The 15679-nt window shown below is 69.7% G+C and carries 12 protein-coding genes; 9 read left to right on the forward strand and 3 right to left on the reverse strand.

The window, feature by feature from the left end; translation table 11 throughout:
- Positions 1-446 precede the first annotated feature (446 nt).
- Positions 447-1412: an alpha/beta fold hydrolase gene (locus ACWCP0_RS35915; protein WP_451082943.1), complete on the forward strand. Its 966-nt coding sequence runs from the start codon at positions 447-449 to the stop codon at positions 1410-1412.
- 401 nt (positions 1413-1813) lie between these two features.
- Here ACWCP0_RS35915 and ACWCP0_RS35920 read toward each other — a convergent pair whose 3' ends face one another.
- The gene (locus ACWCP0_RS35920; RefSeq protein ID WP_451082944.1) at positions 1814-1951 is read right to left on the reverse strand and encodes a hypothetical protein; all 138 of its coding nucleotides are present in this window, start codon (positions 1949-1951) and stop codon (positions 1814-1816) included.
- 500 nt (positions 1952-2451) lie between these two features.
- Here ACWCP0_RS35920 and ACWCP0_RS35925 point away from each other — a divergent pair, with 500 nt between their 5' ends.
- The 4 genes from ACWCP0_RS35925 to ACWCP0_RS35940 are packed head-to-tail and all read left to right on the forward strand — an operon-like array spanning position 2452 to position 6475.
- The gene (locus ACWCP0_RS35925; protein ID WP_451082945.1) at positions 2452-2670 is read left to right on the forward strand and encodes a ferredoxin; all 219 of its coding nucleotides are present in this window, start codon (positions 2452-2454) and stop codon (positions 2668-2670) included.
- A complete protein-coding gene (locus ACWCP0_RS35930; RefSeq protein WP_451082946.1) occupies positions 2667-4070 on the forward strand; it encodes an NAD(P)/FAD-dependent oxidoreductase in 1404 nt (467 codons plus the stop codon). The genes ACWCP0_RS35925 and ACWCP0_RS35930 overlap by 4 nt, the downstream gene beginning before the upstream one ends.
- Positions 4071-4130: 60 nt before the next feature.
- Positions 4131-5405, forward strand: coding sequence for a cytochrome P450 (locus ACWCP0_RS35935; protein ID WP_451082947.1), 1275 nt, complete (start codon positions 4131-4133; stop codon positions 5403-5405).
- A gap of 23 nt (positions 5406-5428) precedes the next feature.
- A complete protein-coding gene (locus tag ACWCP0_RS35940; protein ID WP_451082948.1) occupies positions 5429-6475 on the forward strand; it encodes an NAD(P)-dependent alcohol dehydrogenase in 1047 nt (348 codons plus the stop codon).
- Between the two features lie 133 nt (positions 6476-6608).
- Here the strand turns inward: ACWCP0_RS35940 and ACWCP0_RS35945 are convergent, their stop codons facing one another.
- Positions 6609-8795 carry an ATP-binding SpoIIE family protein phosphatase gene (locus ACWCP0_RS35945; protein WP_451082949.1) on the reverse strand — a complete coding sequence of 729 codons (2187 nt, stop codon included), beginning with the start codon at positions 8793-8795 and terminating at the stop codon, positions 6609-6611.
- A 193-nt stretch (positions 8796-8988) separates the two neighbouring features.
- Entirely contained in the window at positions 8989-9624 is a 636-nt protein-coding gene (locus ACWCP0_RS35950) for a TetR/AcrR family transcriptional regulator (protein ID WP_451082950.1), read from the reverse strand.
- A gap of 137 nt (positions 9625-9761) precedes the next feature.
- Here ACWCP0_RS35950 and ACWCP0_RS35955 point away from each other — a divergent pair, with 137 nt between their 5' ends.
- Genes ACWCP0_RS35955 through ACWCP0_RS35970 form a run of 4 tightly spaced genes read left to right on the forward strand, consistent with a single transcriptional unit; the run spans position 9762 to position 15481 of the window.
- Entirely contained in the window at positions 9762-10907 is a 1146-nt protein-coding gene (locus tag ACWCP0_RS35955) for a VOC family protein (RefSeq protein ID WP_451082951.1), read from the forward strand.
- Positions 10904-11842, forward strand: coding sequence for a fumarylacetoacetate hydrolase family protein (locus tag ACWCP0_RS35960; protein WP_451082952.1), 939 nt, complete (start codon positions 10904-10906; stop codon positions 11840-11842). The genes ACWCP0_RS35955 and ACWCP0_RS35960 overlap by 4 nt, the downstream gene beginning before the upstream one ends.
- The gene (gene mhpA / locus ACWCP0_RS35965; protein WP_451082953.1) at positions 11839-13446 is read left to right on the forward strand and encodes a bifunctional 3-(3-hydroxy-phenyl)propionate/3-hydroxycinnamic acid hydroxylase MhpA; all 1608 of its coding nucleotides are present in this window, start codon (positions 11839-11841) and stop codon (positions 13444-13446) included. The genes ACWCP0_RS35960 and mhpA overlap by 4 nt, the downstream gene beginning before the upstream one ends.
- A gap of 16 nt (positions 13447-13462) precedes the next feature.
- A complete protein-coding gene (locus ACWCP0_RS35970) occupies positions 13463-15481 on the forward strand; it encodes an acetoacetate--CoA ligase (protein WP_451082954.1) in 2019 nt (672 codons plus the stop codon).
- Positions 15482-15679 lie beyond the last annotated feature (198 nt).

The raw sequence follows: 15679 nt of genomic DNA on the forward strand, positions 1-15679 counted from the left end.
GTCCCGTCCCCATGCCGTGAACGCATGGTGAACGCATGGCCCAGGGGGGTGCCGCCGCTCCGGAGGCATCGTCAGACCGCTGAACAAGGGACGGCGACCGGCAACCCGGCTGTCCATCACAGCCTGCGGCCGGTGGGTGTGGTGAGGACGAGAAGGGCAGACGCACCCTTCGGTGGTGTGCCATGAATCGGTGGTGCCCGGCGAGCCCCCGTAGGACCGCTTGGGCACCGAGAGCGCCGGCAACTGGGCACCTGCCGGCGGCGCCGGCCCTTCCGCTGCCGGCCAGGTCACTGCCTGATCGTGGGAATGCGATGCCTGCCGAGCGCGGCGGTGCGCGTCAAACTGAGCAACGGCCCCGCTGACCACGGCGGGCGATCACTCGGCTGTCGGTGTGACCCGCGAGTAGCGTGGGTGACGGACCAACCACCTGGAAGGGGTGTGTGACCATGGTCGAGCACCGCAGCGTCACGGTTGGAGGGTGTCGGCTGCACATCGCGGAGGAGGGTGAAGGACCCCTGGTCCTCCTGCTCCACGGCTTTCCCGAATGCTGGTACAACTGGCGCCACCAGTTCACGCCCCTGGCCGGTGCCGGATACCACGTCGTCGCCGTTGATCAGCGCGGTTACGCCCGCAGCGACCGGCCCGCCGCGGTTGAGGAATACACCATGCTGCACCTCGTCGGCGACGTCATAGGCCTGATCCGCGAACTCGGCGCACAGCAGGCCGTGGTCATCGGCCACGACCTGGGCAGCATGGTCGCCTGGTCCACCGCGCTGATGCGGCCCGACGCCGTCCGGGGGGTCGTGGGCCTCAGCGTTCCGCCGCCGCAGCGCGGTCCGGTTCCTCCGCTGCAGGCGATGCGCGAGCTGTTCGGCGGCCAGTTCTACTGGAACTACTTCCAGACCCCCGGCGTCGCGGACGCCGAGCTCGCGAAGGACCCGCACGCCACCTTCCGTCGCGTGATGTACGGCCTCTGCGGCGACAACCCGCACAGCGACCCGCCGGTCGAGCCGGTCGTCCCACCGGGCAAGGGATTCCTGGACCTCTTCGAGGACCCCGAGGAACTTCCCGCCTGGCTCACCGAGGCCGACATCGACACACTCGCGACGGAGTTCACCGAAGCCGGCTTCACCAGCGCCCTCAACTGGTACCGCAACTTCGACCGCAATTGGCAGCTGACCGCCCCATGGGACGGCGCGCAGTACCGGATGCCCGGCCGCTACATCACCGGCGATCGGGACCTGGTCTACGGGTTCCCGGGGATGGACCAACGCCTCCCCGCCCTGCCCACGCTCCACCCGACCGTCGGACCGGCGCACATCCTGCCCGGCTGCGGCCACTGGATCGCCGAGGAACGCCCCGGCGAGGTGAATGCGGAGCTCCTGGAATTCCTCGGCGCCCCGAACACCTGACGATCAGTCGGCTGCGGTCGAAGTCGGCACGCCTTTTGCAGCTGTCCGCGGGAGCGGCCGGCGCCCACAGTGGTGCGGGCGCCGTCACAGCCTTGATCGCGGCCTGCGGTACAGCCGGCATCTCGACGACGTCACATGTTGCTCCTCGCCGCGTCGTCCGCGGACGGAGTGCCGCCGCGCTGCCGTCGGCGATCGGCTCCCCAGCCGGCGAAGTAGGCGACGAGGTGGGGTTATGGACAGGGCTTGATGTTGTCCGTTGTCCACGACGCGCGGGTGGGCCCGATGTGGTCCGCTACCCTTCCGCACACTGACCTGAAGAACGAGTTCTATGACCAGGTACCCGGGGCGGCAGCCCGGACAGCGAGCAGGGCCTGCGCAAGCAGATCCGTCGCCTCAAGGAACTACGGGCTGCCGACACGGGGGAGATCGCCCAGCTCAAGGCCGACGTCGAAGCCCTCATCGGCGCCCTGCACCAGGCGACGGTCGAGAACCAACTCCTGCGCCAGCAGACCCGTACTCCGCTCGCTGCCCAACAACATTGGCCCGGGACCATCAGTGGCACCGACCGTGAGGTCCTTGAGGGTTGGTGACCGGGCGTGCAAGGCGTGACCAGTGGCTTCAGTGGCTTCAGTGGCTTCAGCCGGCTCGGTCGGCCGGGGCCGTATTGTCTCCACAAACGCTCATGATCACGGTGGCCGCTTCCATGCGGGCAGGCACTCCGGAAGCCCCGGACCTGCACGAACCGGTCAGTGATCAAGAACGACAGCTGCCCTGAGAGATGTCTTCCGTAACAGCGGATTTGCGGTCGTCGGAATACGGGACGAGCATTTTTTGTGGGCGGAACGGCCGGGGCGAACCTTGATGCCGACGCAATCGGACGTGTACGACCTTCGGACCGTGACGCTCACCGGCAGTAAGCGTCACCGCGAAGGTACCGCCGTGGCGAAGAAGATCGAACATATGGGTGCTCAGCCGGTGGCGTCGGCGGGGGCGACGGGTGGGTTGTCCAGCTGGGCAGCAGATCGGAAGGAGTCTGCCCATGCGGATCGCCGTGGACCTGAATCGGTGCCAGGGATACGCACAATGCGTGTATTTGGCGCACGAGGTCTTCAGACTGACTGGCCAGGAGGCCCTCACCTACGAGCCGAACCCCGAGGACGAGCGGCGCCTGCAGGTTGAGCGAGCCGCTGCGGCGTGTCCGGTGCAGGCGATCGTGATCGACCGCTTGGACGGCGCGGAGGGGAGCGCGACGTCATGACCGTGCCGGCAACGGTCGCAGAGCTGGTGCGCGAGTTCAGGGCTGCCGGCCGGATCGTCATCGTCGGTGCGTCCCTGGCCGGACTGCGGGCCGCCGAAGCCTTGCGTGAGGAGGGCTTCACCGGGTCTCTGACCATCATCGGGGACGAGCCGTACGAGCCCTACGACCGTCCTCCGCTGTCCAAGCAGGTGCTCAAAGGCTGGGTGCCGGCCGACCACACCAAGCTGCCCCGCCTGCGAGAAGTGAATGCGCAGTGGCGGCTCGGGGTGGCCGCCACCGGGTTGGACCGGGCCGCGAAGCAGGTGCGCCTGGCCGACGGCGAGCAGATCCCGTACGACCGGTTGCTGATCGCCACGGGTACCCGCGCGCGACAGTGGCCGAACCCGGACGAGGCCGCCCTGGACGGGGTCTACACGCTGCGCTCGCGTGATGATGCCGCACAGCTGCAAAAGGCGCTGGCCGCGCCGCCGTCGCGGGTCGTTGTCATCGGCGCCGGGTTCATCGGCTCGGAAGTGGCCTCCGTCTGCCGGGAACTCGATCTCCCGGTGACCGTCGTCGAGCGGGGCTCGGCACCGCTGGTCGGCGCGCTCGGCGGGGTGATCGGAGAGATCGCCGCGGAGATGCAGCGCGACCACGGCGTGGACCTGCGCTGCGGGCTGGGCGTGTCGTCACTGGAGGGCGACTCCGGCGGACACGTACGGCGTGCTCATCTCTCGGACGGAACCATCATCGACGCCGACGTGGTGGTGGCCTCGCTGGGGTCGATCCGCAACGTGGAATGGCTGGAGGGCGCCGCGCTGGCGTCCGGTTTCTGGGGCGTCGGTTGCGACGCCGGCGGTCGCGCCTTCGACATCAACGGCGTGGTCACCGACAGCATCTACGTGGCAGGGGACGTGGCGCGCGCGCCCCACGTGCTGTACGAGTACCAGTTCCTCGCGATGGAGCACTGGGACAATGCCGTTCTCGGCGCCGAGGTTGCGGCCCACAACATGGTGAACCTCGAGCCCCACTATCGCCCGCATCTTTTGCTGCCCGGCTTCTGGTCCGGTCAGTTCGGCGTCAACATCAAGTCCGTCGGCGTGCCGCCTTTCGGCGACGAGATCGTCTTCACGCAGGGGTCCGTCAAGGAGCGCCACTTCGCCGCCGCCTACGGTCGCCGCGGCCGCATCGTCGCCGCCGTCACCTTCGATCACGGCAAGTGGCTGGAGTACTACGGGAAGCTGATCGAGCACTCGGGTCCGTTCCCGCCTCCGCCGCCGGGCTGGGACCAGCCCCCCGGCATGAAGCCGATCCCGGCCGAGTTCCCACAACCCGGCGTTCCGACGGCGATCCCCGACGTCGTCCTGACAGGCCACGACCCGAGCGAGCGGAGGGCCGAGTTCCGGTCTCGCCCTCGTTGACGCGCCCGCCGGATGGGCGTGCAAGCGGACAGCATCGACAGGAAGAAGGAGGGAAGCCTCGTGGTCGAGGAAACCCCCTGGCAGCAGGCCCTCCGCTACGCCAACCGCGCCAATCCGTACCCGTTCTACGAGGAACTCCGCAGGACACCGGTGGCGCGGCAGCCGGACGGCACCTACGTCGTCAGTACCTACCAAGAGATCGTCGCGCTGCTCCACGACCCCCGGGTCAGTTCGGATGTCAGAAAGCTCCCCGTCCCGGTTGCGGCCCCGGCCGAAGGCTCGGCAGAGGCGGAGGCCGAGCCGATCACGGAGGCGGTCATCTCTTTGGAGCCGAACATCATCACCCAGGATCCACCCGAGCACGATCGAGATCGCCGGATGATGACGCCGCATTTCGTCGGCCCGCCCCATTCCCCTCACCTGATCTCCGACCTGGAACCCGACATCCGCCGCATCGTCGACGGCCTCCTGGACAACATGCAGGGCAAGACCCGGATCGATGCCGTCGACGAGTTCGCCTACCCCCTGCCGGTGACCGTGATCTGCAAGGTCCTGGGCGTGCCACTGGAAGACGAGCCACGCTTCCACAACTGGATCGAGACGGCCCTGGACGCTTTGGATTTCGGCCCCGAGGCTGCCTCCGAGGAGATACAGAGCCGACTGGCCGAGGGTCGTGAGGCCGTGCAGGAGTTCGAGCAGTTCGCAGCCGGGCTGCTCGACCGGTACGCCAAGCAGCCCGGCCCGGGCATGCTCTCGGCGATGGTCAACGAGGACGGCCCGGAGGGAGGGATGTCCAAGGGCGTGCTCGTGAGCAATGCCTTGCTCCTGATCTTCGCCGGGCATGAAACCACGGTCAATCTCATCGCCCACAGCGTGCTCACCCTGCTGCGGCACCCCGACGCGCTCGAGAAGCTGCGCCGCCGGCCCGAGCTGATCGTGCCCGGGGTCGAGGAACTGCTGCGCTTCGAGTCGTCGGTCCAGTTCTGGCACACCCGCTCCGCCGTGGAAGACATCGACATCGCGGGCACCACCATCCCGAAGGGCGCGCCGATCTTCCTGGCATACGGCTCGGCGAACCGCGACCCGAAGCGGTTCGCCAACCCCGACGAGCTCGACCTCGAACGCCGGGACAACCAGCACCTCGGGTTCAGCCAGGGCATCCACTTCTGCTTCGGCGCTCCGCTCGCGCGGCTCGAGGTCCAGGTCGCGGTCGGCGAGTTCATCCGCCGGGTGGAAAACCCCCGGCTCGTAGAGGACCCACCACCGTACCGCCACAACCAGATCTTCCGCGGCCCGCACCACGTCCTGGTCGACATCGACGGGATCCGCGACTGAATCGGCGTGCGCAAAGGATCGCTATGCGGGCTTTTCAACTGGTCGGATGGCAGCAACCGCCCGAGCTGCGCGAGGTGCCGGTGCCCGAGCCCGGGCCGGGGCAGGTCCTGGTGAAGGTCGGGGGTGCCGGTGCGTGCCACTCAGATCTGCACATCATGGAGGCACCCGGACCACCACCCGGGTTCGCCTCGGAACTGCCCTTCACGCTCGGCCATGAGAATGCGGGATGGGTGGAGAGGCTGGGACCGGGTGTCACCGGGTTCGCGCCCGGAGACCCTGTGATGGTCTACGGTCCCTGGGGCTGTGGGGTGTGCGCCAACTGCCGGGAGGGCCGGGAGAACTACTGCCAGAAGGTCATTGGTCAGGGCGGGGGCCTGGGAGGCGGTCACGACGGCGGAATGGCTGAGTACCTGCTGGTCCCGGCGGCGCGATTCCTGATTCCGCTGGGGACCCTTGACCCCCGCCAGGCCGCCCCGCTCAGCGACGCGGGGCTGACCAGCTATCACGCCGTCAAGCGATCGGTGCACCTGCTGGGGCCGGGCTCGACCGCGGTGGTGATCGGGGTCGGCGGTCTGGGGCAGATCGCCATCCAGACTGTGCGAGCGCTCAGCGCGGCGACCACCGTCGTCGCCATGGACACCGATGCCGGCAAGCTGGAAACCGCCAAGCGCATGGGCGTGGACGAGGCGCTGCTCTCGGGCGAGGAGGCGGTCACGCGCATCAAGGACATGACGGGGCAGCAGGGCGCTCAGCTCGTGCTGGACATGGTCGGCATAGACCCGACTCTGCGGATGGCTGCTCAGGTGGCCAGGGTGCTTGGCCACCTGACCATCGTCGGTCTCGGCGGCGGAGCCCTCCCCGTCAACTTCTCGAGCCCGCCGCACGAGTGCTCGGTCGCCTCCCCCTACTGGGGCTCCCTTCCCGAGCTGATGGAAGTGATCACCCTCGCCCAGCAGCAAAAGATCAAGATGCTGGTCGAGCACTTCCCCTTGGAACGCGCCAACGAGGCATACCAGCTCCTGCACGACGGCAAGATCCAAGGACGCGCCGTCATCGCCCCCCACCCGTGAGTACTGTCATCAAGGCGACCGGGCTGGTGCCGCAGGCCGCAACTGTCGGAGGAAACGTCATGGAGGCGGTGGCCGGTGCGATCGCTGGACCGAGAACCTCGCGATCGTCTCGGCGGGCCGGGCGAGATGGTGCTCATACGACCCCAGGAATACCCTCCACGTCCAGCGCTGCCGCGTCCGAGAAGAGCTCCGGCGTGCCCAGGGCGCACTCCGCCCAGACCGTCTTGCCACGTCGGGCATGGCGCGTTCCCCAGTGCTCGGCGAGTTGGGCGACGAGGAACAGACCTCGCCCGCCCTCGTCGAAGACACGAGCCCGGCGCAGGTGCGGAGTCGTGCTGCCGGCATCCGCGACCTCGCACATGAGGGTGCGATCGTGGATGAGACGCAGCTGGATGGGAGGCCGGCCGTAGCGGATGGCGTTGGTGACCAGTTCGCTGACGACCAGTTCGGTGGTGAAGTCGAGTTCCTCCAGTCCCCAGGTGGTCAGCTGCTTGGAGACGCTCGCTCTGGCCCGGGCGACCTCGGCCGGGTCGGCATCCACCTTCCAAGTGGCGACCTGACGGTCCCCGAGGGCGTGGGTGCGGGCCAGGAGGAGTGCCACGTCGTCGTGCGGTCGGTCTGCGGGCAGCAGCGCTTCGAGGACGGTGTCGCAGGTCGCCTCCAGGGAGGTGGAGGACTGCGCGAGGGCGTGGCACAGGCGGGTGAGGCCCGCCTCGATGTCGTGGTCGAGGGCCTCGATCAGGCCGTCGGTGCAGAGGGCGATGAGGCTGCCCTCGGGCAGGTCGATCTCCGCCGTCTCGAACGGCAGGCCACCCAGGCCGAGTGGCGGGCCGGCGGGTAGTTCGAGGATGTCGGCGGTTCCGTCCTGGGTCATCACGACGGGCAGCACGTGGCCCGCGCGGGCGAGGGTGCAGCGGCCGGCGACGGGATCGTACACGGCGTACAGGCAGGTGGCTCCGACGTCCCCCGCGGATTCGGTGTCCGTTTGGGCAGAGACTTCGGAAGAGACGTCGGCGGACAGGCGGATGACGACGTCGTCCAGGTGGGTGAGGAGTTCGTCGGGCGGTAGGTCGATGTCGGCGAGGGTGCGCACGGCGGTCCGCAGCCTGCCCATGGTGGCGGCGGCGTGGATGCCGTGGCCGACCACGTCGCCCACCACGAGTGCGACCCGGGCACCGGACAGCGGGATGACGTCGTACCAGTCGCCGCCCACGCCGAGCTGGGCGGCAGCGGGCAGGTAGCGACAGGCGACCTCCAGGGCGGACAGCGCGGGTGTACTGCGCGGGAGCAGACTGCGCTGGAGGGCGAGGGCGGTGGCGCGCGCGTGCGTGTAGCGGCGGGCGTTGTCGATGGCCACCGCCGCCCTGGCCGCGATCTCCTGGGCGAGGAGCAGATCCTCGTCGCCGTACGCGTCGGGCCTATGGTGACGGAAGAACTGAGCGACACCCAGCGTGGTGCCACGGGCGCACAGCGGTACCAGCAGCATTGATGCGGACGTGCCGAGGCGGTGCCGTGAGGGCCGGCCGGTGACCAGGGCGCGAGCCGGTGGTGATCCGTCCGGATACCTGTGGAGCTGCTGCGGCGGAACCGACGATTCCCCGTAGATCGCTTCCAGGTAGGTCGTCTCGGGGTAACCGTCCATCACCGACCGCTGGGCGACCCGGCGGACCACGAGTGTGCCCTTCGCAGGAGGGTCCTCTCCGGAAGACGTGTCGAGGAGGTCGACGGTGACGGCGTCGGCGAATCGCTCGGTGGCCAGGTCCGCCAACTCCTGGGCGGTACGGGCGATGTCCAGGGTCGTTCCGACGCGTGCGCTCGCCTCGTTCACCACCGACAGCCGCCACTGCACCCGGCGATCCCGCTCCTCCTGGAAGGCCAGAATGCCCGTCTGCGATGTGCGGTCCATGTACCCGATCGACAGTGCGATCAGCTTGCGTGCCGCCGCGTTGATCGACTCGGCATCGCTGGTGAGCCGGGGCAGCTCTTCGAGCAGCCGGTCGAGGATACGGCCGTGCGCGAGGGGGAAGGCGCGCATCATTGCTGTGACCGGCTTTCCGCGCTGAGCCAGCCGACGCGCGCGCTTTGCGTCGGCGGCCGGCTGATCGATCCGCCTTGGCTCGATGCCGTGCTCGATGCCGAAAAGTAGGGCGATGACGTGCTCGGCGACGTTCTCCCTCGTCATCTGTGCGATGTCAGGTTCGTCCCACAGCTCGGGGACCCCGCGCCGCAGGCATTGCTCTACGTCGTGGATCAGCTCGTCCGCTCGCGGGCTGAATTCATGCGCGACACGGGACAGAAGACTGTCCGCAAGGAAGTCCACACTGACGACGTTACGCCGGGCCGGCGGACCGTGAAGCCTCAGCAGGCCGCATCCGGCTGCGCGGTGTCCGGGAGAAGCCCGGTCTCACGGGCTGGTCGTGGTCGAGGGTGAGGGTCCGCGCGGCCACCGGCGGACGGGCTGGCGCCCACGGCTTTCCGGCGTCCATGGAGCCTGGCGCAGCCGGTGCTCCGGGTCAACCGAGCTCGGGCAGTGGCCGCCGGGTCACCTGGTGGGCGTCGTCCGGTGGGACGCCGAGCATGCGCAGGACCATCTCGGCCAGGTCGGAGGCGGCCTCGTCGCCGTCGAGGTCGGGGCGGGCCAGCCGCAGCGCCACGAGGGACAGCAGGGTCCCGCCGAGGGCGGACAGGGCGGTGGTCGGGTTGGTGCAGGTGAAGCGGCCCGAGGCGATGCCGATCTCCAGGTCGCGCAGGGCTCGGGGGGCGAGGCCCCGGTCGGTGTGGATCTGGGCCAGACCGCGGTCACGCAGGATCCGCATGAGTTCAGGGTGGGAGTCGGCCATCTGGGCGGTGAGCCGGAAGCCCACGGCGACGAGCTCGGCCGGGTCGTCGATTCCTTGTACGCGCTCGTCGATGACCTGCCCGAACTCGTCCAGGGCGTCTGTCACCGCGGCGTCGAACAGCTCCGTCTTGGACGCGAAGTGGTTGTAGAAGGAGCCGAAACCGACGTCCGCGCGCTCGGCGATGGCCTGGATGCTGGCGCTGGTGTCCCCGGTCTCCGCGAGGATCTGCCGGGCCGCACGGACGAGCGCCTGACGGGTCTCGGCACGGCGCCGTTCGAAGCGGTTCTTGGGCGGGGCTGACGTCGGCATACGGCGAGTGTAACAACCGTCACGATCAGTCTGCCATTACTGATGAGATCATCAATTATTTGGGTCCACCCTATTGACGATGAGTAACGGCAAAGTTGATGATTTCCTCATTACAGCAGTGTTGCTTGGAGGACACCATGTCCCACACTCCCGTCAACAGGGCCGCTCCCCAGACGCCCCACCAAGACCTCCACAGTGAGCAGGGCGCCCTGCGCGGAGAGCACCCCGGACGTTCCCGGAATCCCGTGATCAAGGTGGCGGATCTGGCCTGGCTTGAGTTCGAGAAGCCCGACCTGGACCGGGCCGAGGTCTTCGCGCGTGACTTCGGGTTCGCGATCGCCGCCCGCACCGAGGGCGAGCTGTGGCTGCGCGGCACCTTCGCCGGTTCACCCTGCATGGTCATCCGGCGGGGGCGTGCGTCCCGGTTCATCGGGCCGGCGTTCCGCGCGGCCGAGCGGGCCGACCTTGACCGGCTGGCCCGCGCCACCGGCAGTACCGTCCGTGACATCGGCGTACCGGGCGGTGGGCAGTCGGTCGAACTGCTCGATCCCTCTGGCCTGCCGGTCCGTGTCGTGCACTGCGCCGAGCAGCTGCCCGCGCTGCCCGAGCAGGAGCCGCTGATCCTCAACTTCGGTACCGATCATCGTCGTACGAACGCCACCCAGCGTCCGCCCCGTGAGCCGTCCCGTATCCAGCGGCTGGGCCATGTGGTGCTGGAGACACGGGTGTTCGCCCGCACCCTGGACTGGTACCTGGACACCCTCGGGATGATCGTGTCCGACTTCCTGTTCCTGGACGGGCAGCGCGGGCGCGGGCCGACGATGGCGTTCATCCGGTGCGACCAGGGCGGCCTGGCCGTGGATCACCACACGCTGGCCCTGCACCTGGGGCCCGGCACCGGCTACGTCCACTCCGCCTACCAGGTCACCGACCTCGACGCGATCGGCGCCGGTGGGGAGTACCTGGCCGAGCGCGGCTACAAGCGCAGTTGGGGCATCGGCCGGCACATCCAGGGCAGCCAGCTGTTCGACTACTGGCGCGACCCCGACCACTTCATGCTGGAGCACTTCGCCGACGGCGACCTCTTCTCCTGCGACCTGGAGCCCGGCTGGGCGCCGATGTCGGCGAGCGGCCTGGCCCAGTGGGGCCCGCCGGTCACCCGCGACTTCCTGGGCACGAACCCTTCCCCCGCCAAGCTGCGCGAGGTCATGACGGCCCTGCGCGGCGACAACGAACTCGACCCCGCACGCCTGCTGGGCCTGATGAAAGCGATGAGCTCATGAGCACCAACGTTCTGCGCACCGCCGACGGCTGGTGGGTCGTCCGGGACGAGCGCGCCGTCCGCATCGAGACCAAGGCGGTCACCACCGCCGAACTGCTCGCCGACCGGGACGCGATCCGCGAGGCCGCTGCCTCCGCCGAGAGCGGCACGCCCGTCGACGACCTGGTGGCGCTGCCTCCGGTCACCACCCCGTGCCGGGTGGTCGCCCAGATGGTCAACTACCGCAGCCATGCCAAGGATTCGGGCTTCACCGGAGACATTCCGGCCACCTTCTTCCGCAAGGCGTCCGGCTCGGTCAGCGGCCCCCGTGACGCGATCATCCGCCCCGCGCACGTGAAGTTCCTCGACTACGAGGTGGAACTCGGCCTCGTCATGGGCGCGCCCCTGCCCGTGGGCACCGTCGTCGAGGAGCAGGACCTGCCCCGTTACGTCGCCGGCCTTGTCCTGACCAACGACGTCAGCGCCCGCGACGTCCAGCTGACCAAGACCCAGTTCTACGAGAGCAAGTCCTATCCGACCTTCACGCCGACGGGGCCGTACCTGGCCCTGCTGGAGCCCGAGGACTTCGACCTGCTGCTGAACCTGCGGCTGCGGCTGTCGGTCAACGGCGTGTCGCGCCAGGACCGCACGCTCGCCGACATGATCGTACGGCCCGCACAGGCGCTCACCCTGCTCGCCCGCTTCCAGACCCTCGACCCGGGCGACCTGCTGCTGACCGGCACTCCCGGCGGCACGGCCCTGAAGGCCCCGCCCAAGCCGATCGCGAAGATCAGTGCGTTGCTGTCGCCCGCGGTGAGGTGGAAGGCGTTCTTCAAGGGCCAGGCCAAGAACCCCCTTTACCTGCGCGAAGGTGACCTCATCACCGCCACGATCGCCACCCCGGACGGGCGGATCGACCTCGGCGAGCAGCGGACCCCCGTTACGGACGCACCATGAAGGCCGCATCCCGGATACCGGTGGTGATCATCGGTGCCGGACCCGTCGGGGTCACGGCCGCCCTCCTGCTCGCCCGGCGCGGCGTGCGCAGCGTCGTCCTGGAACGCCACCGGGACGTTTACCCCCTGCCGCGCGCCGTCGTCGTGGACGACGAGATCCGCCGGATCCTGCAGAGTGTCGGTGTCCACGAGGAGTTCGCCGCCCTCGTCCGCCCGGCGCCCGGGCTGCGGCTGCTGGACGCCCGGCGCCGCGTGATCACCGAATTCCCGCGGTCCCTGCACGGACACCACGGCTTCCCGCAGTTGAGCATGTTCAACCAGCCCGAGCTGGAACGCCTGCTGCGCGACGCCCTGGCGCGCCGCCCCGAGTGCGAGCTGTGGGGCGGGGTGGAGGTCGTGTCCGTCACCCAGGACACCGACGGACCGAACGATCCCACGGGTCCGGTCCGGGTCACCTTCCGGCGCGACGGCAGCGACGAGGAGGAGCACCTGTGGGCCGATGCCGTCCTCGGCTGCGACGGTGCGGGCAGTCTCACCCGTGACGCCATCGGCACCGACTGGGAGGACCTGCACTTCGAGGAGAGCTGGCGGGTCATCGACGTGCGCACCAGCCGCCCGGTGCGTACCTGGGAAGGCGCCGAGCAGATCTGCTGCCCCACTCGGCCGGCCACCTTCATGCGCGTCGGCGAGGACCGCTACCGCTGGGAGTTCCGGCTGCCCGAGGACGAAAACCTGGACGGCCCGGACGGATGGGAGCGCCTGCGCAAGCTGGTCGCCCCCTGGGTGGACCTGCCGGCCTCGCAGCGCGACGACTTCGAGGTGATCCGGCAGGCCCAGTACACCTTCCGGGCCCGTCTCGCCGACCGGTGGCGCCGGGGGCGTGTCTTCCTGCTGGGCGACGCCGCCCACCTCACCCCGCCCTTCGTCGGGCAGGGTCTGTGCGCGGGCCTGCGCGATGCCTACAACCTCACCTGGAAGCTCGCCCGCGTGCTCCAACAGGGCGCACACAAGGGGCTGCTGGACACCTACGAACGCGAGCGCAAGCCGCACGCCCGCCATGTGATCCGCGTGGCGGTCGCCGTCGGCTGGGCCATGACCGGCGGGCAGGACCGCGGTGCGGCGTTCCGCCGGGCCGTGGTGGGCACGGTCTGTCGCATCCCCGGCGTGACCGCGGCGGTGAGCCGTGACCTCAGCCCTGCCCTGACCGCCGGTCCACTCGTACGGCGCCGCCCCAGGCTGACCGGCCGCGTGCTGGCCGGCACCTTCTGCCCGCAGCCCTGGGTACGGCACGACGGCAGGCGAGTGCGCCTCGATGACGTCCTCGGGGACTCCTTCGCCGTCCTGACCGCTGTGCCGCCCACGGCGCAGATGACCGCCGTGGCCACGGCACTGGGCGCCCCGACGATCCACGTCGACGACCTGGGCGACGACGGCACCCTGGCCGGCTGGCTGGCACGCGGCCGTGCCGACGCCGTCCTGCTGCGCCCCGACCGCGTCGTGATGGACACCGTCCCGGCCGGCACCGGCGACTTCACGGACACCGCCGCCTGGGCTCCCCTACTGCACACGGCCCGCCATACCGCCGATGTCCGGCCCGCCCCCTGACGAGGAACACCACACCATGACGAGCCCGCACCTCGCACCGTATCCGGAACCCTTCTTCACTCCCGACCCGCACGTGGCCGCCCGCAGCCGCATGGCGGACTTCGCCGGATGGGCCGCCCGGCACCAGGGCGCCGAAGGGATCCAGGACCCCACCGACTACCAAGCCCTGTACCGCTGGTCCGTCACCGACCTGGAAGGGTTCTGGGCCGCGGTGTGGGAGTACTTCGACATCGACGCGACGACCGAGTACGAGCGGGTGCTGGCCGAGGAGACCATGCCCGGCGCCCGCTGGTTCCACGGCGCCACCCTCAACTACGCTCACCACGCGCTGCGCAACCTACAGCCCGACGCTCCCGCCATCACCGCGCTGGACGAGACCGGAGCCGGCTACGAGATCACGGGCCGCGAGCTGCGCTCCCGGGTCGCCTCCGTCGCCGCCACCCTGCGCGACCTGGGCGTCGGACAGGGCGACCGGGTGGTGGGCTATCTGCCCAACACCCCCCACGCCGTCATCGCCTTCCTCGCCACCGCCAGCCTGGGCGCGGTGTGGTCGGTGTGCGGCCAGGACTACGCACCCAAGGCCGCCGCCGACCGCTTCGCCCAGCTCGAACCCACGGTGCTGATCACCGCGGACGGCTACCTCTTCAACGGCACCACACACGACCGCCGGACCGCCTCGCTCGAACTTGCCGCCGCCCTGCCGACGCTGACGGCCACGGTGCTCGTGGACCACGTGGGCCTTGCCTGGCCCGAGGGCGGGCACCCGGGGCTGACGGTCCCCTGGGAGGACGCCGCCACCCGCACCGAGTACCTCACCATCGCCCCGGTGCCGTTCGACCACCCTTTGTGGGTCGTCTTCTCCTCCGGCACCACCGGCCTGCCCAAGGGCATCGTCCACGGGCACGGCGGGATCCTGCTCGAACACCTCAAGATGCTCGGCCTGCACACTGATCTGGGCACCGGGGACCGCCTGCTGTGGTACACCACCACCCACTGGATGATGTGGAACCTGGTCGTCTCCACCCTGCTGACCGGCGCGACCACCTGCACCTACGACGGCAGCCCGGCGCCGCTCGCGCGACCGGACATCCTGTGGGAGCTGGCGGCCCGCCACAAAGTCACCGTCTTCGGCACCAGCCCCCAGTACCTGCTGGCCATGAGCAAGCTGGGCATCGAACCCTCCGTGCACGACCTGTCGGCCATCCGCGTCGTCGGCTGCACCGGCTCCGCTCTGCCCGCCTCCGCCTACCCCTGGGTCCGTGACCACGTGGGCCCCGGTGTCCAGCTGGCCTCCACCAGCGGTGGCACGGACGTCGTCTCCGGCTTCGCCGGCAGTGCCGCCACGACCCCGATATGGGCGGGGGAGCTGTCCGCCCCCGGCCTGGGCGTGGCGCTGGCCGCCTACGACGCGAGCGGCACCCCTGTCCTCGATCAGGTCGGCGAACTGGTCGTCACCCGGCCCATGCCGTCCATGCCGCTGTGCTTCTGGAACGACCCCGACGGCAGCCGCTACCGCGACGCCTACTTCGGCGCCTACCCCGGTGTGTGGCGGCACGGCGACTGGATCACGCTCACCTCGCACGGCTCGGTGATCGTCCACGGCCGCTCCGACGCCACTCTCAACCGCAACGGCGTGCGCCTGGGCAGTGCCGACATCCACGACGTCGTCGAACGCCTCCCCGAGATCACCGAGGCCCTCGTCATCGGCGCGGAGCAACCCGACGGCGGCTACTGGATGCCGCTCTTCGTGGTCCTCGCCGACGGGGTCGGCCTGGACGACTCCCTGCGCGACCGGATCCGCGACGCGATCCGCGCCGGCGCCTCACCCCGCCACGTCCCCGACGAGATCCTCGCCGTACCGGCCCTCCCGCACACGAAGACCGGCAAGAAGCTCGAGGTTCCCGTCAAGCGCCTGCTCCAGGGCGTTTCCGCCGAGCAGGTCCTGAACCCCGCGGCGGTCGACAACCCCGACCTGATCGCCTACTTCGCCCGCTTGGGCGCGGAGCGGAACAAGCCGTCAACAGACCACACATGACGTCGGCGGGGCCACAAGCCCACGTGGCAGTACCGGGTCCTTGTCCCCCTACCGGCTCCGCAAACCCCGTCCCCACCGCGTGGTGGGGGGGGGGGGGGGGCCCCCCCCCCCCGCCCCCCCCCCCCCCCCCCGCGGCAGTAAGTTATGTAAGCCATCTATGGTAGGCCCGCGAAGGCCTCGCCCGCGCGTGGGGGGACC

It is taken from the genome of Streptomyces sp. NPDC001970 (genome assembly GCF_053594115.1).